Here is a 21076-nt window from a genome sequence, read left to right on the forward strand (position 1 = left end):
TATGAAGGGATAATTGATTTTAGAACAAGCCTTCTTCGGCCTTTACTTTTTCTTCACGAACTAAGCTATACATATTTGCTGCATCTTCTTTTTTAGTCGTTTCTTTCAATTCATTTATTTTTACAGTTACTATTTTTTGACCAAAACGAATTGTTAATTCATCAGCTACTTTTACATCTGAACTTGCTTTTGCCACTTGACCATTAATGGATATTCTTCCTTGATCAGCTACTTCTTTCGCCAATGTTCTTCTTTTAATTAAACGTGATACTTTTAAAAACTTATCTAGACGCATATTAAATCCCCCTATTAACGCTCTGTTTGTTTTGCCTCTTCCCAGAAAACATCTAACTGCTCTAATGATAAATCTTGCATCTCTTTCTTCATTTCAGCTACCTTTGCTTCCATGTATAAAAAACGACTGACGAATTTCTCATTTGTTGAACGTAACGCTTCTTCTGGATCTATTTTATAATGACGAGCTATATTAACAAACGCAAATAGTAAATCGCCAAATTCACTTAACATCTTCGCTTCATCCATGTTTGTAACTTCTTGTTGGAACTCTTGCCATTCTTCTAAGGCTTTCTCTATCATCGGCTGTACATCAACCCAATCGAAACCAACCTTACCAGCTTTTTCCTGGATTTCATAAGCGCGCAGTAACTGCGGCAAACTTTTTGGAACCCCATTTAAAACAGATTCTTTTACAAACCCTTTTTCTTGTTTTTTAATTTCTTCCCAATTGGCAATTACTTCATCGGCATTATTTACATCCGTATTCCCAAATACATGCGGATGACGACGAACCATTTTCTCAGATAAAGTTCGAATAATATCATCTATAGAGAACCAACCTTCGTCCTCTCCGATTTGGGCATGAAGCATAACTTGTAATAATACATCACCCAGTTCTTCTACTAAGTGATCATCATCCTCTTCATCAATTGCTTCTAATACTTCATAAGCTTCCTCAATTAAGTATTTCTTTAAAGATTGATGTGTTTGCTTTTTATCCCATGGACAGCCATTCGGGCCACGAAGATCTGCAATAATTTCTCTAAGCACATCAAACTGTTGATACAAGGATGCACGTTCCTGAACTGGTGGTATGTACACACTCGTTAAATTATTCAACTCCGTTTCATGATCTAACATGTACAACGGCACCTTTTTCACTTGCTCAAATGAAGTCCCTGCAGCTGTTACGATATACACTTCATAATCATCTGGCAGCATCTCCATTAATGTTAATTTCACATCTGATGCAACGAATGCGTCATATACTTGGCAAAAGATTAAGTGTTGACGTAATTCTAATTGTCCTCTTTCAAATGATGTAGCGTCAATTAATTGGAATCCTTCAATCGGATCAATCTTAAGACTTGCAAACATAGGATCAAGGAAACTTTGCCCACCTTCAATTCGCACTTCAATATTCGCTACTTCACTTTTTTCCAATAGTAGCTGAACCGTTCTTTCCGCTACAAGTGGATGCCCTGGAACAGCATAGATGATTTCTGCACCTTCAGCTTGTTTTAGCAATGTATTCGCAATTGTTTCATATACAATTTCAAATGTATCATGTGCTTCATATACATTGTCAAAAGCAGTATATCGTATACCTTCTTTCTCCAACTCTTCTATAACGGGATGTTCCTTCGTTCTAACAAACATGTGATCTGCTTCTTTTATTTTTCTATATACACCCATCGTTAACTGATCTAATTCACCAGCACCTAATCCTAAAATAGTAATGATTCCACTCACAACCTGTCACCTCTATCCACTCTTCTTCAATGAACCTTCTTTTTTCTCTTTTTTCATAACGGTTCCTATTTCTGCTTTTGTAAATACACGTAATTTTAAAATGAAAAACATATATGCCAATCCGCCGATGGCTACACCTAACAACGCCTCAAGTGTTGCAACACCTCTATGACTTGTATCCATTACTAATCCAGACATTTGCAATACACGCATAAACATTATTAGTACAAATCCCATACCGATACCACTAATAACTATACCTAACATATTCCGTTTGTCGATAAGCGATTCGGATACAGCTCGCATAAGTAATACACTATTTAGTATAGAAATTACAATTAACGCAACTAGCGTCGCAATTGCAGCTCCCTTCACACTAAAATATGGCATTAATATATAATTTAAAGCTAACTTTAAACAACCGCCAAATATAACGAATATTGCTGGTTTTAATGTTTGTCCTAACCCTTGCAAAATAGAAGCAGTTGTAATTGACAATGAACTAAATAAAATAGATAAAGATAAAATAGATAAAACATCTGACCCATCACTATTTTCAAACAACATAATATTCGTAGGTTGGATAATACAAGTTAATCCAATGGCTGCTGCAAATCCGATAACAAATGTTATTTTCATCGCTAACCTTACTTTTTCTCGAATAAAGGTAAGATCCCCTCTTTCCTTCGCTGCTGTAATAATTGGAATAAGCGACAACGAGAAGGAAGTTGTCACGACAGTACCCAATTGCATAAGCGGGATACTTCTGTCATAAACACCTTTTAACACCTTTGCACTTTCAACTGGCTCTCCCGCTCCAATAAGTAGAGAATAGAAAGAAATAGAATCAGCCATTTGTATAAAAATAAGCACTAAGTTACTAACACAAATCGCTAACCCCTGCCAAAACAGGATTTTTATAATCTTCTTTTTCCCTTTAATCCTCTTTACACTTTTGAAGAATATAGAACGAAAGTCATGACGCATATAAAGTATAAGTACGATAATCCCAATCAATCCACCTGCGATTGAACCGAGCATAGCACCTGCACCAACTGTATATAAATCAAATTCGTGAGCAATTAGGAATAGAGATAAAAATACAATAATAGAAACACGAATCGTTTGTTCTATCACTTGCGAAACAGCTGTTGGCATCATATTATTGAATCCCTGGAAATATCCTCTTGCTACAGATAAAAACGGCATCAATATGAATGAAAAGGAAATAACGCGTAATAGCTTATCTAAGTGTATATCGCCCATAGCTATCGCAATTGCTTCAGCACCAAAGAACAATGTAAAAAATCCTATGAAACCAATCCCTAATAAAAACCAAAAAGATACACAAATAATTTCCTCTGCTTCTTGTTTTTTCCCTCGCTCTAATCGTTCCGCAACCATTTTTGAAATTATAATAGGGAACCCATAAGTAGCTAAAATTAAACAAAATCCATAAAATGGATAAATTTGTTGGTAAATATAAAAACCAACGTCACCCGCTATATTTTGATATGGAATACGGTAAAAGGCGCTTAATACCTTTGTAACAAAACTTGCGATTGTTAATATAATAGCCCCACGCCAAAAGGCTTGATACTTCTTCGATTCCATGCAAGAAAACTCCTTTTTCTATTCTCACCCCTCGTATTATATCATAAAGAAAAGGACAAGCTTCCTTACCTACACAAGTAAGAATACGTTCGTGCAACGTTAGAAATATTCAATGAAAAAAGGTAGCAAAGCGCTACCTTCATTCAATATACATATATCTCCAAATAATTGATTTCTCAAGAAGAAATATCATAATTAGGAAAGATTGCTACTTCTAAAATCATACACCTTTACTGTTCCATTTGTTTCGCTAAGAAACTGGCAGCAGTATTGACCGCCTTGTGCTCTATTTCGCTTATAATCGCTTCTTTTGAAAAAATAATGACAGCCCCAATTGGGTCTCCATTTGCAACAATCGGCCCAACTGTATAAGAATGAACCTTTTCTGTTACACCATCAATAATGGAAATATCACTTTCGTCCGTCATAATAACAGACTTTCTTTCTTCCATCGTTTTTTCAATTAGATCGCCAACGCTTTTATTTAAGTATTCTTTTTTTGATACACCTGATACTGCGATAATAGAATCTCGATCACATACAAGCACATTATGTCCTAAGCTATCATATAAAGCATCTGCATATTCTTTTGCAAAATCACCTAGCTCGCTAATTGGAGAATATTTCTTTAAAATTACTTCTCCATCGCGATCTACAAATATTTCTAGTGGGTCCCCTTCTCGAATACGTAAAGTTCTACGAATTTCCTTCGGGATTACTACCCTACCTAAATCATCAATTCGACGTACGATTCCAGTTGCTTTCATTCTAATGCTGCCTCACTTTCTACTGATGATCAAAGTGGTGAATTTACCTGTTCATGTAAAAATCACCAACTGTTAGACATAGTATTTTACACATTAGTTCTTCTATGCACGTCGAATTGCATTTTTTTATCTAATATTAGGCATTTATGACTTCTTTTTTTACATCTGGCAAGCCTTTTAATAAATTTTCAGCAATTGTTAACCACTTCGATGTCTCTAAACCATTTGTTTTCATGACGATTTTCAATTGTGATCCTTCCATTCCTAGACCGATCATTCGTCCAAAACTATTTCCAAGCATGAATAATTTTCCGCCATCAATGTTTTGACTCGCTTGTTCTGAGAACAGAATTGTTACTTCAAATTTATTTTGCTTAATTAATTCAATTTGTTCTTTCATTGCTAATACTTTAATATTTGCGATTTGCAATAAGTAACCAACTTCTTGCGGGTAATCACCAAATCTATCTATCATCTCTTCCTGCAACTCTTCAATATCCTCAATTGTAGAAACACCTCTAAACTGTTTATACATCATAATTTTTTGTTTACTATCAGAAATATAAGCATCCGGTAAATATGCATCTACTTCTAAATCAATTTCAACATTAACTGTATTTTCAACTCCGTCTGTTCCTCTACGCTGTTCAATTGCATCTTTTAACATTTGAGAATATAAATCAAATCCGACAGAATCAATAAATCCATGTTGTTCGGCTCCTAACAAGTTACCAGCACCACGAATTGATAAATCTCGCATCGCAATTTTGAAACCGGATCCAAGCTCTGTGAACTCCTTAATGGCTTGCAGGCGCTTCTCCGCAACTTCCGATAACACTTTATCCCGTTTGTATGCAAAGTAAGCATATGCAACACGATTAGAACGTCCAACACGCCCACGAAGCTGATACAACTGCGATAATCCCATACGATCTGCATCAAATACAATTAATGTATTTACATTTGGAATATCTACACCCGTCTCAATAATCGTTGTACTTACAAGAACATCATGCTGTCCTTCTAAAAACGATAGCATAACAGACTCTAATTCACTCTCGTTCATTTTCCCATGTGCATAAGTTACACGCGCATCTGGAACTAACATCGAAATTTCATCTGCTTTTCGTTCGATATCCTCTACACGATTATATAGGAAGTAAACTTGACCACCTCTTGCAAGCTCCCGTTCTATCGCTTCTCGCATTAATGCTGGATTATACTCTACTACATATGTTTGAACCGGGAAACGATTTTCCGGCGGCGTCTCAATAACAGATAAATCACGCACACCAAGCATAGACATATGGAGCGTACGCGGAATCGGAGTTGCCGTTAATGTTAATACGTCAACATTTGCTTTTAATTGTTTAATTTTTTCTTTATGCGTTACACCAAATCTTTGTTCTTCATCAATAATAAGAAGACCTAAATCTTTATAAGTAACATCTTTAGATAAAATACGGTGCGTTCCGATTACAATATCTACTGTGCCATCTTTTAAACCTTTAATTGTTTCATTTTGCTGCTTTCTCGTACGGAATCTACTTAATAATCCTATATTGATTGGATAATCTTGAAAACGCTCTCGAATTGTTTCATAGTGTTGTTGTGCAAGGATCGTTGTCGGCACTAAAATTGCAACTTGTTTTTCATCCATAATTGCTTTAAACGCCGCACGAATAGCTACTTCCGTCTTTCCATATCCTACATCACCACAAAGAAGCCTATCCATCGGACGTTCACGTTCCATATCCTTTTTAATCTCTTCAATAGAACGTAATTGATCCTCTGTCTCTTGATACGGGAAAGAGGACTCGAATTCTTGTTGTTCTGCCGTATCCGGTGTATATGCATAACCCTTTGAAGCTTCGCGCTCAGCATATAGTTTAATTAGGTCATCCGCAATGTCTTGTACAGATTTTTCAACTTTCGTTTTGACCTTCTTCCAATCATTTCCACCCAATTTATAAACTTTCGGATCCTTACCCTCAGATCCTACATATTTTTGCACTTGGTCAATTTGTTCAATTGGAACGTATAACTTATCATTACCTTGATATTTAATATTCAAATAATCTTTATGAACACCGTTAATCTCTAATGTTTCAATACCTAAGAATTTACCTATACCATGATTTACATGAACTACATAATCCCCAACTTTTAATTCCGAATAACTTTTAATACGTTCAGCATTCGATAACTTTTGCTTACGTTGTGATTTTTTAACTTTCTTATGAAAAAGCTCTTTTTCAGTAATGACAACAAGCTTTTGCATCGGCATTTCAAATCCTGCATGTAAATCACCTACAGCAATTTGTAACCTTCCAGGCAATAATATATCTGTGCCTTCTACAATATCTGCCTCAATATCATAATCACTTAAAATATGTTGTAGTTTTTTCACACGTTCATCATCTGTACCTAACACAACAGTCGTAAAATGCCCTTCGTTCCATCTATCAATTTCAGTTTTCAACAACTGCATCTGCCCATGGAAATCTTGCATTGTTTTACATGTCACATTCACAATGTTTTGCGGATGTGTATGTGCTATATGACGTAAGAATAACGTTAAATATACAAAACTTCTTTTTTTATGATGAAGAAATTCTTCAAACGAATGAGAGAAAGATAAATCTTGAATGATTGTTCCCTCACCGAGAAGGGATATATACCATTCCGCCTCTTCCGTTTCAAGATGTGATGCTGTTTCTTGAATACGTGAAATCTCATCTAAAATCACAACACCATCTTCTGGTAAATAATCTATCAGACTAGCAGGTTCGTTATAGAAAATAGATAAATATTTAAACATCTGTTCTATACTTTGCCCGTTTTTTAACATCTCAATTTCATGACTTACCGTCTCAAGCACTGTAGTCTTCAGCTTATCATCAGAAAGTTTTTGCATCGTCTTAGTCAGACCTTCTTCAAGATGCTTAATTCCTGATTTCAATTCTTCCTGCGAAAATAAAAACTCTGTTGCTGGACCAAATCTAACACTTTCTTTTTTATCTTGAGAGCGCTGTTCATCCACATCAAATAATCGAATAGAATCGACTTCTGTATCGAAAAATTCAATACGAAATGGTAACTCTTCAGTTAGTGGATATATATCTAATATTCCCCCACGCAAACTAAATTCTCCAGGAGCTTCTACCATAGACTTACGCTCATAGCCAATATGATGTAAAGTATGCAAAAATGTATCTAAATCAATCTCTTGCCCTAGACTGATTTCGATTTGCCTTTGCTTCCACAACTCTTTCATTGGTAAAAATCTGCGTAGTCCTGCAACTGGTGCTACAATAATCCCATGTTCTCCTGCAGCTAAGCGATTTAACACTTCAATACGTTGCGCCTTCAATTCTGGGCTTGCAACACCAAGTTCTGATGCTATCAATTCATTTACTGGATATAGCCATACATCCTTTTCACCAAGTAACGCCACTAAATCTTCATGTACTTTTTGTGCTTGATATAAATTATGCGTCACAATAAGTTGTGATTTTTTTGTTTTTTTATATAAGGCCGCCATTAATAACGAACGAGAAGAGGTTGCCATACCTGATACAAGTTGCTCTTTTAAACCATCTTCTAATCCATTAATGACCGATTGGATCTCTTCATTTTTATAAAATTGCTCTAATAAACCTATCATTTTCAAAACCCCTCTCAACATAAAGAGCAAGCCACTATATTTTATGCAAATATTTCGGAAAAAGAAAACAGAAAAATGCTTTGGACATGCCAAAGCGACAACATTTTATTGCAGAAATTTTTCATATTCATAATACTCAGGATAAGATGCGAGCGTTTCTTGACACAATTCACAAATCGTTTTTATATATATATTTCCATTCTCATGAAAATGAATCATCTCTACTACTTCTTGCTCTGTTAGTTGAAATAAAACGTCGCTATATACTTTTTCTGCGGTAACGGAGCCTACATTACTCCCGCAATGTCTGCAATAATAATACCCTTCCATACTAGCCTCCTAAAAATCCAATTACTGCTAGTATGGGTAAAAATAAAATAAAATATTCCCAATCGTACTCTTAACTATTGAAAGTATTCATAATTTGAAGAAAAGGTTTATTTAACCATTCTTCACATGCATCTGCTGCTTTTTCAATAGAATGATTTACATCAGGAATTTCTTCCGATGTAAAACGTCCTAATACGTAATCTACTACCTTCATTCCATTTTTCGGACGATCGATTCCCATGCGGATACGTTGAAACTCTTGTGTTCCTAAATGTGAAATTGTTGATTTCACACCATTATGTCCACCAGCACTGCCTTTCATACGAAGACGCAATTTACCTACAGGAATGTCTAAATCATCGTACAGAACAACGAAGTCCTCTACATCAATTTTATAGTAATCCATTAGCGGACGAATACTTTCCCCAGATAAATTCATATATGTAAGTGGCTTTAATAAGATTACTTTTTCTCCATTAACAAATCCTGCACCAAATACTCCTTTAAACTTTTGTTCGTTCAAAGAAATATTCCAACGCTTTGCAAGTTCATCAATCGCCATAAATCCAATATTATGCCTTGTTAATTCATATTCTCTACCCGGGTTCCCAAGTCCTACTATCAATTTCATTCTTGTACCACTACTTTCTTTTTTCGATACGAAAAGACGTAACCAATCTTGGTTACGTCTCATTCTATCCAATTAATTGAATAATACACTTACAGATTCTTCTTCGTATACACGAATGATTGCTTCTCCGATTAGTGGAGCAACTGAAAGTTCATGTACTTTGTCGATTTTCTTCTCTTCTGGTAATACGATAGAGTTCGTTACAACTAACTCTTTAATATTTGAGTTTTGGATGCGCTCAATTGCTGGACCAGATAATACTGGGTGTGTACAGCAAGCATATACTTCAGAAGCACCGTTCTCAACAAGAGCGTTTGCTGCTAATGTAATTGTACCAGCTGTATCAATGATGTCATCAATTAAAATTGCCGTTTTACCTTCAATATTACCGATAATGTTCATTACCTCAGATACGTTCGGACGAGGGCGACGCTTATCAATAATAGCGATTGGTGCTTTTAGGCGATCTGCCATTTTTCTAGCACGAGTTACTCCACCGTGGTCAGGTGACACGATTACGATATCTTTAAGACCTTTTGTTTCAAAGTAATCTGAAAGAATCGGTACACCCATTAGGTGGTCGATTGGGATATCAAAGAACCCTTGAATTTGTGGAGCATGTAAATCTAGAGTGATTACACGAGTTGCACCTGCTGTTTCAAGCAAGTTTGCTACAAGTTTCGATGTAATTGGTTCACGAGAACGCGCTTTACGGTCTTGACGCGCATAACCATAGTAAGGAATAACAATATTAATTGTTTTTGCAGATGCACGCTTTAATGCATCGATCATAATAAGTAATTCCATGATATGTTCGTTTACTGGGAAGCTTGTAGATTGAATAATGAATACATCGCAACCACGGATACTTTCTTCAATGTTAATTTGAACTTCTCCATCACTAAAACGATCAACAGAACATTTTCCTAGTCCTACTCCAATGTGCTTTGCAATTTGCTCAGCAAGTTCCTTATTAGAGTTTAAAGAGAATACTTTCAAATTAGAATTTAGATATTGAGTCGACATCTAGATTAACCCTCCACATTATGATTTTTTCTTATTCAGCAATTGATCAACATAGTCTTCTTTGTTAACTTGACGTGCACGTGCTACAGATAATGCTTTTGATGGAACATTCTCTGTAATTGTAGAGCCTGCTGCCACATAAGCACCGTCTTCAACTGTTACAGGAGCAACAAGGTTTGAATTACATCCAATAAATACCCCGTTACCAATCACAGTTTTGAATTTATTCTTACCGTCATAGTTCACCGTAATTGAACCACAACCAAGATTCACGTCTTCTCCAACTTGTGCATCCCCGATATAACTTAAGTGTGAAGCTTTACTTCTATTACCAAAAACAGTTTTTTTGATTTCCACGAAGTTTCCAACGCGTACTTCATCTCCAATAACTGAATCTGGGCGAATATGTGCAAATGGGCCAACCGATACTTCTGTACCAAGCTTACTATCATGTACAGTAGATTGACGAATTGTCGTACGATCTCCAATTTCACTATCGCGAATTACTGTATGCGGTCCAATCTCACAATCAGAACCAATTACAGTGTTCCCCTCAATAATTGTTCCTGGATGAAGAACTGTATCACTACCGATAATTGCATCAGCAGAAATATACGTGTTACTTGGATCAATAATAGTAACACCATTTACCATGTTCTTTCGGTTGATACGGTTTTTCATAATAATTTCCGCTTGCGATAGAGCGACTCTGTCGTTAACACCTAACGTTTCATCGAAGTGCTCTGTTTGATAAGCTGATACAATATGCCCTTCATTTTTTAAAATTTCAATAACATCTGGCAGGTAATATTCACCTTGTACGTTATCATTTGAAACTTTAGAAAGTGAAGCGAATAAAGCTTTATTATCAAAACAATACGTACCTGTATTGATTTCTTTAATAGCTAATTCTTTCTCATTTGCATCCTTATGCTCAACAATCTTTTCAACATGACCATTCTCATTACGAACGATACGACCATATCCAGCAGGTTCTTCTATGTAAGCTGTTAATACCGTTGCCATTGCCCCTGCTTCTTTATGTTGCTGAAGTAATGCTTCCATCGTTTCAGCAGTTATTAGCGGTGTATCACCACAAATAACTAAAGTTGTTCCTTCTTCGTTTGCAAGTACACTTGCAGCTTGATCTACAGCATGTGCTGTACCAAGTTGTTCTGCTTGTAATGCAAACTCACTTACGTTTCCTAGCTGTTCTTGTACCATTTCAGCACCATGTCCTACGACTGTTACAAGTTTCTGCAATCCTAATTGAGATACTTGATCGACAACATGTTGTACCATAGGTTTTCCACATACAGGATGAAGCACCTTGTATAGCTTAGACTTCATACGTGTGCCTTTACCTGCCGCTAGAATCACTGCAAATCTGTTTGACATATAGACCCTCCATCGCAACCTATTTATCCATTAACGATATTATCCTAAATCATCATATATTTCAAGAAACACATTTTAACTATTAAATTTTACCATAATTCTTATAAGATGTTTTACTCTTTAGTATCTTTTTTAAGAAATAAGCTATACTATTTAAAATGATTTTGAAAAAATTAGAAGTTCTCCTCTTTATTTTACTTAATTCATAATTTTCTAAATTATATATATATGTATAAACACAAAAAACAAACCCCTGTAAATGCTTACAGGAGTTTGTTGCAAAATTATAGGGCTTCTCTAAAAAGCCCTTTTCATTCGAATTTTACGAAGCACCTGCTTCTTCAAACTCAACCTCTTCTAACTCGCCTAAACGATGATACTCTGTTAAAACCGCATCTTGAATTTTAGAGCGTGTACCAGAATTAATTGGATGTGCAATGTCACGGAATTCTCCATCTGGAGTACGTTTACTTGGCATTGCTACAAATAATCCATTATTACCATCAATTACACGAATATCATGAACAACAAATTCATGGTCTAGAGTAATAGAGGCAATTGCTCTCATGCGGCCTTCTGTGTTTACGCGGCGTAATCTTACGTCAGTCACTTCCATCTTGTGTTCACCACCCTTTTCTAAATAAGCGATATATTTGTATAAATTCCACAAAATTTCTATTTTCCCTTTAATTTTTTAAAAATTTTTAAGATAAAAATTTTTAATGTAATTGAATATAGAGATTAGTAGAGGTTATCGCTTACAAAGAATTACTTAACTAGGGCAATTACTTCGATTTCAACTAAAACATCTTTCGGTAATTTTGCTACTTGTACACAAGAACGAGCTGGCTTATGAGCAGAGAAATAAGATCCATATACTTCATTAACAGCATTAAAGTCATCCATATCTTTTAAGAATACTGTTGTTTTTACTACCGTATCAAATGAAGCACCTGCTTCTTCTAATACTGCTTGTAAATTTTGAAATACTTGCTCTGTTTGTACTGTTACGTCTCCTGCTACAAGCTCTCCACTTGCAGTTAACGGAATTTGTCCTGAACTGTAAAACATATTATTTACAATAATCCCTTGTGAATATGGTCCAATCGCTTGTGGTGCATTGTTTGTTTGAACAACTTTCATACTTTTCACCCTTTTATTATTTATTTTTACTCTTTAAAAATAGTGCACGAAAAGCAGTTTGTCCATCTATTTTATAACTTATAAATAGAATAAAAAAAGATAAAGCTATTTGCTTTACCTTTTTACTCAGCCTCTACAAGCCCTTCATCAAATGGTGCCAGTGAATAATTTCCCTTTTCCACTTGAATCGCTTTTTCTTTCACATCAACTTCCGATAGACGAATTAATGATACAAAATTATTAATTAGTCTTTCTTCAATATCCGTAGACTCTACTAATACACCAATACCAACAACATTAGCTTTAAACTCTTCTAACATACTCATCATACCTTGAATGGTTCCGCCAGCTTTCATGAAGTCATCAATAATTAAAACATTGGATCCTTCTGGAAGGCTACGCTTCGCTAACGTCATTGTTTGAATTCGCTTAGAAGAACCTGATACATAGTTAATACTAACAGTGGGGCCTTCTGTTACCTTATTATCTTTTCTTGCAATCACTACCGGTACATCTAAGTAGTTCGCCACTGCATATGCAAGTGGAATCCCCTTCGTTGCTACTGTCATAACTGCATCAATTGGTTGCCTAGCAAAAACAGAAGCAAACAAACGACCTGCGCCATTAATATGACGAGGATTACTTAAAAGATCTGTCATATATAAGTAACCACCAGGCAAAATACGATCTGGATTTTCAAATAAGCTACAAAGCTCACCAATAATTAGATCTGCCTCTTCTTCACTTATATATGGTATATATTTCACTCCTCCTGCTGCTCCTGGTATCGTTTGCAATGTGCCGACCCCTTGTTGTTCAAACGTTTGCTTAATAATAACTAAATCTTCACTAATAGAAGACTTAGCTGATTGATACCTTTCAGCAAAAAAAGTGAGAGAAACTAGCTGACGAGGGTTTTGTAACAAGTAATAAGTCATATCGACTAATCTTGTACTTCGTCTAATTTTCATACTCTCACCTCAAATCACGAATATTCTAAACAAATCATAACGTATTATACGTCTTTATTCAAGCGTTTCTCGTTCTCCTAATAAACGTACTGCGTATACTTGTTCACAAAATCCTTTTAATCCGTTATATATACGATGCATTCGCGAATCATGGTGCACAAGACCGAATACAGTTGGACCACTACCACTCATTAATACGGCATCTGCTCCAAATCGCTTCATCTGTGCCTTAATACGTGCAACTTCAGGATGCATCGCAAACGTTACATCTTCTAAAACGTTACCGACAGTATCACAAATCCCTTTGTAGTCTCCAGCATTTATGACATCCACCATTTTATCTACATTTGGATGTGTAACTCGATTTAACTTTAAATTTCCATACACATCAGCAGTAGATACACCAATATGGGGTTTTGCTAAAATAACCCAACAAGAAGGTGGAGTTTTTATGTGCTCAATCTGCTCCCCTCTTCCAGTGGCAATTGCTGTCCCACCATATACGCAAAACGATACGTCTGACCCAATTTCTGCGCCAAGCTCTGCTAACTGATCAATTGTAAGCCCTAAATTCCATAATTTATTAAGACCACGTAATGTCGCTGCTGCATCACTACTTCCACCCGCTAATCCAGCTGCTACTGGAATCGTTTTTTCAATAGTAATAGATACACCCTTTTTCACATTAAACTTCTCTTTTAATAATTTCGCTGCTTGATAAGCCAGATTTCTTTGGTCGTCTGGGACATACCGATTATGGGATAAAATTTCAATACGGTCTTCTGCTAATTCCATTAGTTCTAAACGATCCGCTAAATCAATTGTTGTCATAATCATTTTCACTTCATGATATCCGTCTTGTCTTTTTCCCAGTACATCTAACGACAGATTAATCTTTGCTGGTGCTTTCACTAGTAGCTTCAATCTATTCACCCACTCTATGTACTCAATCTTTTATCGTTTATTTTACCATAAATTTATAGTAAGACGATGACACTTCCCTAATTATAACGAAAAGCATTCAGAATGAAACTACTTATGTAAAATGATGGCACCTTTTATAGTACAAAAAGCCGAGGAATCACTCCTCGGCTACCGTAGCATAGAAAGTATCTTACAACTACTGGTTTTGTTTCATTAATTGCTGTTCTGCAATTTCTATAGCACGTTTCACCATGTTACCAGCATCTTTCGCACGAATTCCGCCCCATCCTTCTTTCTGAACAACATCATAAAAGCCCAACTCTTTTGCAAGCTCTTCTTTAAATTGATTCGACATGACACCTCTTCGTCTACTCAATGCAGAGTCCCTCCTTATTTTGCTACGGTATCATTAGTATGCAAAATAATATAGCTTTTCATTTGTGGGAATATATGTAACGATACATGAATTATAAAATCACTTCATTATGAGGTTCACCATAAAATGTTAACTCTACTGTCTCTGTTAAAACATCCGCATAACTATACGATACACGTTGTAACGCATCTTCTTGTTGATCCAGTTGTACAACAAAAACAGAACGGTACGTTTCTGCAAGTACACCCGATTGTTCTACAGTTTTTCTTCTCCCACTGTTCGCCTTTAACATCAGTCTCTGTCCAAGATGGTGACCTAATTCGCTTTTAATTTCATCTAAACGTTTTGACATATACTTCGTTACACCTCGCTGTAATTTAGATTGAACACTTAAAACACGATATATCTATCCCAATTATTAACCGCAACTCACAGACAATATCATTATAAAAGCATCATGCGTTCGAATAGATAGAAGAAATACTATATTGTAAAAGTATCATTATGTAGTCTGTGCGTTCTTGTCTCTTTTTATCCAAACTGATTTAAATCCTCTCCAAATAAAAAAGCAAGATACATATGTACCTTGCTTATTCTTCATAATGTTGAAAAGGTAATCCAGTTCGTAAAATCCCCCTCGTCTCAATCCCGCCAAGCCCCTTTTCACCAGTAATCGTATTACGTACAACATCCCATACATTAACCCTTTCCATAAATGACGTAAAACTAATTTTGCCAACCACATATACAGGATCTAGTGCGTGAATATTAATTCTAGATGGAGAACTAGCAAAATTAGCACCTGCTCGAATTAATGCTTCAAAGTGTGATTGACATGCCCCAGCAAAAATAACGAGTTGATCCAACGATGGATATTTTTTTCGCACTTCTCGAACAGCCTGTACAAAATGCCTTGAATGCCTATATGCTGCTAAATCTCCCTTTACGCCTTTTGATTTTGTATACGCATCGTGCCCTGTAATAACTAAAATGTCCGGACGAAAATGATCTATTAAATCTACTACCTTTTCATGCATCTCCGTTTCTTTACAATGAATACCTTGTACAGGAACACCAATTTTATTATATAAATCTAGGCACTTGCGCAAATATAACGGGTCTCCATCTATATGCAAGACACGCCCTGGCATTTGAAAATAATTCACTTCACTTGTATATCCACCAGTTGAAGTGTGTTCATGCCTTTGTTTCATTAATACGTAATCTTGTTGAAACAAACGATACGTCCGCTCCATTGTTTCTTTCTCACGCTTTGCTCTCTTTTTATGTTCTCGTTGATCTATACTAATTAAATCTTCAAGTGGCGCATCCGCCACTAATCTAATTTCCTCTCCAAACAATATAGCTATCTCGCCTTTTATTTCTATAATACGAAAAAGGATATCCCTATTATGAGAATATCGTTCCACTAATTCTCCAACATGTAAAGCCATTCTCCTACCTCCAAACTCGTTAGGCCATCTTACCTGTTTTTAAAGTATGAATTTAGGAGGAGAAAGGTGACAAAAGGGACAGTTCAAATTGAACTGTCCCTTTTGTACCCTTATGATAACTTATGAAGAACTAATGCATTACTTAATGTCGCAAACTCTTCGATAGATAGCGTTTCGCCTCTTCGTTTTGGATCAATTCCTACTTCTGTTAAAATCCGATCCAACAGCTCTTTATCTTTCGGGAAACCATTTAAATTATTTGATAAATTATTCATTAAAGTTTTACGACGCTGTGCAAAACTTGCTCGTACTACTTCAAAGAAGAATGTCTCATCTGTTACCTCTACCACTGGTTTAGGACGCTTTAGGAGGCGAATAATTGCAGAATCAACATTCGGTTGTGGCACAAACACTGTACGCGGTACAGTCATAACTGTTTCTACCTCTGTATAATACTGAATAGCAATGGATAAAGAACCGTACTCTTTCGTTCCAGGCTTAGCCGCTAAACGATCCCCAACTTCTTTTTGCATCATAACAACGAATCCACGAACCGGTAATTTCTCTTCCAGCAATTTAAATAAAATTGGCGTCGTAATATAGTATGGTAAGTTAGCTACTACCATTACATCTTGCCCTTCTTCAAATTGCTCACTAAACACCTCATGTACATCTGCCTTTAGTACATCTTTATTGATAACAGTAACGTTGCCATATGGAGCTAACGTCTCATCTAAAATCGGTAATAACCTTTGATCAATTTCAAAAGCCACTACTTTTTTAGCACGCTTCGCTAATTGTTCTGTTAATGCACCGATACCTGGTCCAATTTCAATTGCACCACTTTCTGAACCAATTTCAGCGTGATCAACGATACGATTTAATACATTCGTATCAATTAAAAAATTTTGTCCTAAACTTTTTTTGAATGAAAATCCATACTTTTCAACAATATCTTTCGTACGATTTGGCGTTGCGATATCCTTCATTTTCTTTCCTCCTGTATGACTTGCTTATAAGCTTCTGCAAATGATTCTTTTGAAACTTGAAACATTTGTAAACGTTTATGTAACTGTTTTGCGTTTGTATAACCAATCTTTAATAGCTTACCCATTCTTTCTCTGCGACTCTTTGCCATTTCTCCGCCCACTAAACCTGCATCGACTAAATCGCTCCAACTGATTTCACTTGTGTAAGCTTCCATTTCTTCATGTATATTCTCTAAAGCACGGCGAATTGATTCATTAGAAGCATGTTCAATCCCGACACCTTTTTTCCTCTTAGCAAGTGCTTCTTCCTTCGGTAAAAAAGCATGTTTACATCCAGGCACCTTATCAGAAATAATTTTTCGAATACGCTCTCCAGGATAATCCGGATCTGTGAAAATAATAACGCCTCGTTTTTGCAGCGCTAATTTAACTTGTTCAATAACATGATCACCGATTGCTGAACCGTTCGTTTCAATTGTATCCGCATCAACAGCACGCTTAATCGCGACTGTATCATCTTTACCTTCTACAACGATAATCTCTTTAATTTTCATGCTTTCCTCCACACTCGTTTCGTCTCTACTTAGTAAAACAAAAAAATGACGACTTTTCCATTATTATTTTCCCCATTGTTACATTTTAAAAAATAAAATGTCCAAAACTTTGTTCTCTCTCCTTATTGTAACACTTACTCATTCACCCTCGTTTTCTCTACCACTTCTACTATTCTGTTTCTCAAAAAATAAAAAGAATGGGCTCCCCCATTCTTTTTATTCGACACCAAATAAAGCTTTTGCATTCTTAGTTGTTACTTCCGCTACCTCTTCATAAGAAATTCCTTTTAAGTTCGCAATTTCTTCTGCTACGAGTTTTACATAACTTGGTTCATTTCGTTTCCCGCGAAATGGATGCGGTGTTAAATACGGACAATCCGTCTCTATTAATAATTTCTCTAATGGAATCTCCGTAGCAACTTCTTTCGGTTTCTTAGCGTTTTTAAACGTAACCGGTCCACCTAACGAAATTAAAAAGTTCATATCAACACATCGCTCTGCTACCTCTACGCTACCGCTAAAGCAATGCATAATACCTCCTACTTCAGCTGCATTCTCTTCTTCTAGAATATCAACAATATCTTGAGTTGCATCGCGGTTATGTATAATAATCGGTAATTTTACTTTTTTCGCTAATGCAATTTGTTTACGGAATACTTCTTTCTGTATTTCTTTTGGAGACTTATCCCAGTGATAATCTAAGCCCATTTCTCCAAGTGCAACGACTTTAGGATGAGAAGCAAGTTCTTCTAACCAAGCTAAATGCTCTTCTGTCATGTCGATTGCATCAACTGGATGCCATCCAACCGCGGCATAAATAAAATCATAGGCTTCAGCTAATTCAATCGCCTTTTTTATCGTTACTTCATCAAAACCAACAACAACTGTATAAGTAACCCCCGCTTCTTTCATTCGGGCAATAACTTCTTGTAAGTCTTCTTCAAATTGCTCTGCATTCAAATGTGAATGTGTATCAAACAACATAATACATAACTCCTTTTATATTGAAATCAAATTTATTCTACGCAAATAAGCTCTTTTATAACTTAACGATAACAATACTACAATCTTAATGCAAAAATTGAGAGTGTAAAAAGAAAAAAGACGCTTCACACATGTTACACGTGAAACATCTCTTTTCTTGTCTTAATTACTTAATTTTTGTACCATTTGGTAGATTTTGGTCAATCGATGCTAATGACAATACGCCATTCTCTTCACCCGCTAAGATCATACCTTGTGATAATTCACCGCGTAATTTTACAGGTTTTAAGTTTGTTACACAAATAACTTTTTTGCCTTTTAAATCTTCCGGCGAATAAAATTTTGCAATTCCAGAAACCACTTGACGTTTTTCTGTGCCTAAGTCTAGTTGAATTTTTAACAACTTGTCTGCTTTTTTCACAGGTTCCGCAGATAGAACTTCAGCTACGCGTAATTCTACTTTAAAGAAATCATCAATTGTAATTTCTTCTGCCTTCGGTTCTTCTTCTTTTTTCTCTTCTACTTTAGGAGCAGAGGCTTTCATTTGTTCTTTAATGTATGCTACCTCTACTTCCATTTCTAAACGAGGGAAAATCGGGTTTCCTTTTTCTACTTTTGTTCCAGCTGGAATGCATCCAATTGTAGACAGGCTTTCCCAAGATGTATGTGCTTCTTCAGTAAGGCCAAGCTGAGCAAACATCTTGCTTGGTGCTACTGTTAAGAATGGCATAAGCATAATACCTGTTTGACGAAGTACTTCTGCTAAGTGAGCCATTACAGAGGCTAACTTTTCGCGATCATTCTCATCTTTCGCTAATACCCACGGTTGTGTTTCGTCAATATATTTATTCGTACGGCTAATCAATTGCCAAATTGAACTTAGAGCTACAGAGAATTCCATGTTCTCCATTGCTTCTTCCACTTTTTTCAATGTATCCTGTGCAAACGTTACTAACGTTTCATCAAATTCCGTTACATTTGCTTTAAATGCAGGAATTTCTCCGTTAAAGTACTTATCAATCATAGCTACTGTACGATTTAATAGGTTACCTAAGTCATTTGCTAAATCGAAATTAATACGCTCCACAAATCCTTCTGGTGTGAATACGCCATCAGATCCAAATGGAACTTCACGAAGTAAGTAATAACGTAATGCATCTAATCCGTAACGATCGATTAATGTAACTGGATCTACTACGTTTCCTTTTGACTTACTCATCTTTCCATCCTTCATTAGAATCCAACCGTGAGCAAAGACTTTTTTCGGAAGAGGTAAATCTAATGCCATTAAAATGATTGGCCAATAAATCGTATGGAAACGAACGATTTCTTTTCCAACTAAATGCACATCTGCTGGCCAGAACTTCTTATACATCTCTTCATTTTCTGTTCCATAACCTAATGCTGTAATGTAGTTAGATAATGCGTCAACCCATACGTAAATAACGTGTTTCGGATTACCTGGAACACGAACTCCCCAGTCAAACGAAGTACGGGAAACTGCTAAATCTTCCAATCCTGGTTTAATAAAGTTATTAATCATTTCATTCTTACGAGACTCTGGCTGAATGAAATGTGGATTCTCTTCATAGAACTTTAATAGTCTGTCAACATATTTACCCATTCTAAAGAAATATGATTCTTCACGAACAAGTTCTACATCATGACCACTGTCTGGACTTTTTCCCCCAACTACTTTGTCACCTTCCATAATTGGATCTACTAATTGATGCTCTGTATAGAATGTCTCATCTTGTACAGAATACCAACCTTCATATTCATCAAGATAAATATCACCTTGATCTACTAGTTGCTTGAAGATTTTTTCGACAACATCTTTATGACGATCTTCCGTTGTACGGATAAAGTCATCATAGGAGATATCCATCTTCTCCCAAAGTTCTTTAATTCCTGCAACGATGTTATCCACATATGCTTGTGGTGTAACATTTAATTCTTCTGCTTTCTTTTGGATCTTCTGTCCATGCTCATCAGTTCCTGTTAAATAATGAACATTATATCCTTGCATACGCTTATATCGTGCCATCGCATCTCCTGCTACTGTTGTATAAGCATGTCCAATGTGTAATTTTCCACTTGGATAATAAATTGGGGTAGTAATATAAAAGGATTTTTTTTCCTTTGTCATTGTTTTGGACCTCCCGGATAACCTCATATGTATTTATAAATAGTATATCAAAAACTTATATATAAAGTGAAACTTTAATCTGTGAGGGTCTTGTTCATTCCCACGGATTATCAACCCACACCAATCGGACTTTTACGAGCAATCCGACTTCCACTTAACTTCTTTGGCCCAGCCGAATTTAAAATTTAGAATCTTACTACTCGTTAATGCAGGATAAAAACAAGTTCATATTTTTATATTTATCATCTATTACTCATATTTCAAGAAAATATACAGTCATCACCTATAATTTCTTGATTTTTCCGAAAATAAAGTGAAATAATAGTAGA

The 21076-nt window shown here is 35.8% G+C and carries 20 protein-coding genes; all 20 read right to left on the bottom strand.

All coding sequences use genetic code 11. The annotated features are described in order from the left end of the window. Positions 1 to 19: 19 nt before the first annotated feature. On the bottom strand, positions 20 to 295 hold the full coding sequence (locus QCI73_RS27485; RefSeq protein WP_001234876.1) for an RNA-binding S4 domain-containing protein: 276 nt from the start codon (positions 293 to 295) through the stop codon (positions 20 to 22). 14 nt (positions 296 to 309) lie between these two features. Then, positions 310 to 1770, bottom strand: coding sequence for a bifunctional methyltransferase/pyrophosphohydrolase YabN (gene yabN, locus QCI73_RS27490; protein ID WP_353824073.1), 1461 nt, complete (start codon positions 1768 to 1770; stop codon positions 310 to 312). Between the two features lie 12 nt (positions 1771 to 1782). After that, positions 1783 to 3384: a putative polysaccharide biosynthesis protein gene (locus tag QCI73_RS27495; RefSeq protein WP_000444156.1), complete on the bottom strand. Its 1602-nt coding sequence runs from the start codon at positions 3382 to 3384 to the stop codon at positions 1783 to 1785. 230 nt (positions 3385 to 3614) lie between these two features. Beyond that, complete coding sequence (spoVT, locus tag QCI73_RS27500) at positions 3615 to 4151, bottom strand: stage V sporulation protein T (RefSeq protein ID WP_000648302.1); 537 nt, start codon at positions 4149 to 4151, stop codon at positions 3615 to 3617. Between the two features lie 136 nt (positions 4152 to 4287). After that, positions 4288 to 7818 (bottom strand): transcription-repair coupling factor, encoded by a 3531-nt coding sequence (gene mfd, locus QCI73_RS27505; RefSeq protein ID WP_353824074.1) that lies wholly within the window; start codon positions 7816 to 7818, stop codon positions 4288 to 4290. A 105-nt stretch (positions 7819 to 7923) separates the two neighbouring features. Further along, positions 7924 to 8148: an anti-sigma-F factor Fin gene (locus QCI73_RS27510; protein WP_000399440.1), complete on the bottom strand. Its 225-nt coding sequence runs from the start codon at positions 8146 to 8148 to the stop codon at positions 7924 to 7926. 70 nt (positions 8149 to 8218) lie between these two features. Beyond that, positions 8219 to 8779 carry an aminoacyl-tRNA hydrolase gene (gene pth / locus QCI73_RS27515; protein ID WP_001979768.1) on the bottom strand — a complete coding sequence of 187 codons (561 nt, stop codon included), beginning with the start codon at positions 8777 to 8779 and terminating at the stop codon, positions 8219 to 8221. A gap of 72 nt (positions 8780 to 8851) precedes the next feature. Beyond that, positions 8852 to 9805, bottom strand: a complete 954-nt coding sequence (locus QCI73_RS27520) for a ribose-phosphate diphosphokinase (protein ID WP_000107420.1) — start codon at positions 9803 to 9805, stop codon at positions 8852 to 8854. Between the two features lie 18 nt (positions 9806 to 9823). Further along, the gene (gene glmU / locus QCI73_RS27525) at positions 9824 to 11203 is read right to left on the bottom strand and encodes a bifunctional UDP-N-acetylglucosamine diphosphorylase/glucosamine-1-phosphate N-acetyltransferase GlmU (RefSeq protein WP_000071036.1); all 1380 of its coding nucleotides are present in this window, start codon (positions 11201 to 11203) and stop codon (positions 9824 to 9826) included. A gap of 322 nt (positions 11204 to 11525) precedes the next feature. Continuing rightward, positions 11526 to 11819, bottom strand: a complete 294-nt coding sequence (gene spoVG, locus QCI73_RS27530) for a septation regulator SpoVG (RefSeq protein WP_000454041.1) — start codon at positions 11817 to 11819, stop codon at positions 11526 to 11528. A 152-nt stretch (positions 11820 to 11971) separates the two neighbouring features. Further along, complete coding sequence (locus QCI73_RS27535) at positions 11972 to 12346, bottom strand: RidA family protein (RefSeq protein ID WP_000869807.1); 375 nt, start codon at positions 12344 to 12346, stop codon at positions 11972 to 11974. Between the two features lie 122 nt (positions 12347 to 12468). Next, positions 12469 to 13317 carry a pur operon repressor gene (purR, locus tag QCI73_RS27540; protein ID WP_000702473.1) on the bottom strand — a complete coding sequence of 283 codons (849 nt, stop codon included), beginning with the start codon at positions 13315 to 13317 and terminating at the stop codon, positions 12469 to 12471. A 54-nt stretch (positions 13318 to 13371) separates the two neighbouring features. Further along, positions 13372 to 14241, bottom strand: a complete 870-nt coding sequence (gene ispE / locus QCI73_RS27545; protein WP_000772094.1) for a 4-(cytidine 5'-diphospho)-2-C-methyl-D-erythritol kinase — start codon at positions 14239 to 14241, stop codon at positions 13372 to 13374. 196 nt (positions 14242 to 14437) lie between these two features. Continuing rightward, positions 14438 to 14617, bottom strand: coding sequence for an acid-soluble spore protein SspF (gene sspF, locus QCI73_RS27550; protein WP_001985066.1), 180 nt, complete (start codon positions 14615 to 14617; stop codon positions 14438 to 14440). A gap of 91 nt (positions 14618 to 14708) precedes the next feature. Next, positions 14709 to 14969 (bottom strand): biofilm formation stimulator Veg, encoded by a 261-nt coding sequence (gene veg, locus QCI73_RS27555; RefSeq protein ID WP_353824075.1) that lies wholly within the window; start codon positions 14967 to 14969, stop codon positions 14709 to 14711. Positions 14970 to 15207: 238 nt separating this feature from the next. Next, the gene (yabG, locus tag QCI73_RS27560; RefSeq protein WP_001173738.1) at positions 15208 to 16071 is read right to left on the bottom strand and encodes a sporulation peptidase YabG; all 864 of its coding nucleotides are present in this window, start codon (positions 16069 to 16071) and stop codon (positions 15208 to 15210) included. 110 nt (positions 16072 to 16181) lie between these two features. Continuing rightward, positions 16182 to 17060 carry a 16S rRNA (adenine(1518)-N(6)/adenine(1519)-N(6))-dimethyltransferase RsmA gene (rsmA, locus tag QCI73_RS27565; protein ID WP_000651552.1) on the bottom strand — a complete coding sequence of 293 codons (879 nt, stop codon included), beginning with the start codon at positions 17058 to 17060 and terminating at the stop codon, positions 16182 to 16184. Next, on the bottom strand, positions 17057 to 17614 hold the full coding sequence (gene rnmV, locus QCI73_RS27570) for a ribonuclease M5 (protein WP_000692830.1): 558 nt from the start codon (positions 17612 to 17614) through the stop codon (positions 17057 to 17059). Before rnmV ends, rsmA begins: the two co-directional genes overlap by 4 nt. Positions 17615 to 17830: 216 nt before the next feature. Further along, the gene (locus QCI73_RS27575) at positions 17831 to 18598 is read right to left on the bottom strand and encodes a TatD family hydrolase (RefSeq protein ID WP_000895831.1); all 768 of its coding nucleotides are present in this window, start codon (positions 18596 to 18598) and stop codon (positions 17831 to 17833) included. Positions 18599 to 18764: 166 nt separating this feature from the next. Beyond that, positions 18765 to 20747: a methionine--tRNA ligase gene (metG, locus tag QCI73_RS27580; protein WP_353824076.1), complete on the bottom strand. Its 1983-nt coding sequence runs from the start codon at positions 20745 to 20747 to the stop codon at positions 18765 to 18767. Positions 20748 to 21076 lie beyond the last annotated feature (329 nt).

Source organism: Bacillus cereus group sp. MG16, from assembly GCF_040459875.1.
GTDB lineage: Bacteria > Bacillota > Bacilli > Bacillales > Bacillaceae_G > Bacillus_A > Bacillus_A paranthracis.

Bases quoted from the DNA above. Each gene is read 5' to 3' on its own strand.
- pth (WP_001979768.1), bottom strand. From the start codon at position 8,779: ATGAAATTGATAGTAGGACTTGGGAACCCGGGTAGAGAATATGAATTA.
- rnmV (WP_000692830.1), bottom strand. From the start codon at position 17,614: ATGAAAATTAAAGAGATTATCGTTGTAGAAGGTAAAGATGATACAGTC.
- purR (WP_000702473.1), bottom strand. From the start codon at position 13,317: ATGAAAATTAGACGAAGTACAAGATTAGTCGATATGACTTATTACTTG.
- QCI73_RS27510 (WP_000399440.1), bottom strand. From the start codon at position 8,148: ATGGAAGGGTATTATTATTGCAGACATTGCGGGAGTAATGTAGGCTCC.
- veg (WP_353824075.1), bottom strand. From the start codon at position 14,969: ATGTCAAAACGTTTAGATGAAATTAAAAGCGAATTAGGTCACCATCTT.
- spoVT (WP_000648302.1), bottom strand. From the start codon at position 4,151: ATGAAAGCAACTGGAATCGTACGTCGAATTGATGATTTAGGTAGGGTA.
- QCI73_RS27495 (WP_000444156.1), bottom strand. From the start codon at position 3,384: ATGGAATCGAAGAAGTATCAAGCCTTTTGGCGTGGGGCTATTATATTA.
- QCI73_RS27485 (WP_001234876.1), bottom strand. From the start codon at position 295: ATGCGTCTAGATAAGTTTTTAAAAGTATCACGTTTAATTAAAAGAAGA.
- spoVG (WP_000454041.1), bottom strand. From the start codon at position 11,819: ATGGAAGTGACTGACGTAAGATTACGCCGCGTAAACACAGAAGGCCGC.
- QCI73_RS27520 (WP_000107420.1), bottom strand. From the start codon at position 9,805: ATGTCGACTCAATATCTAAATTCTAATTTGAAAGTATTCTCTTTAAAC.
- yabG (WP_001173738.1), bottom strand. From the start codon at position 16,071: ATGGCTTTACATGTTGGAGAATTAGTGGAACGATATTCTCATAATAGG.
- mfd (WP_353824074.1), bottom strand. From the start codon at position 7,818: ATGATAGGTTTATTAGAGCAATTTTATAAAAATGAAGAGATCCAATCG.
- glmU (WP_000071036.1), bottom strand. From the start codon at position 11,203: ATGTCAAACAGATTTGCAGTGATTCTAGCGGCAGGTAAAGGCACACGT.
- QCI73_RS27575 (WP_000895831.1), bottom strand. From the start codon at position 18,598: ATGTTGTTTGATACACATTCACATTTGAATGCAGAGCAATTTGAAGAA.
- rsmA (WP_000651552.1), bottom strand. From the start codon at position 17,060: ATGAAGGATATCGCAACGCCAAATCGTACGAAAGATATTGTTGAAAAG.
- QCI73_RS27535 (WP_000869807.1), bottom strand. From the start codon at position 12,346: ATGAAAGTTGTTCAAACAAACAATGCACCACAAGCGATTGGACCATAT.
- metG (WP_353824076.1), bottom strand. From the start codon at position 20,747: ATGACAAAGGAAAAAAAATCCTTTTATATTACTACCCCAATTTATTAT.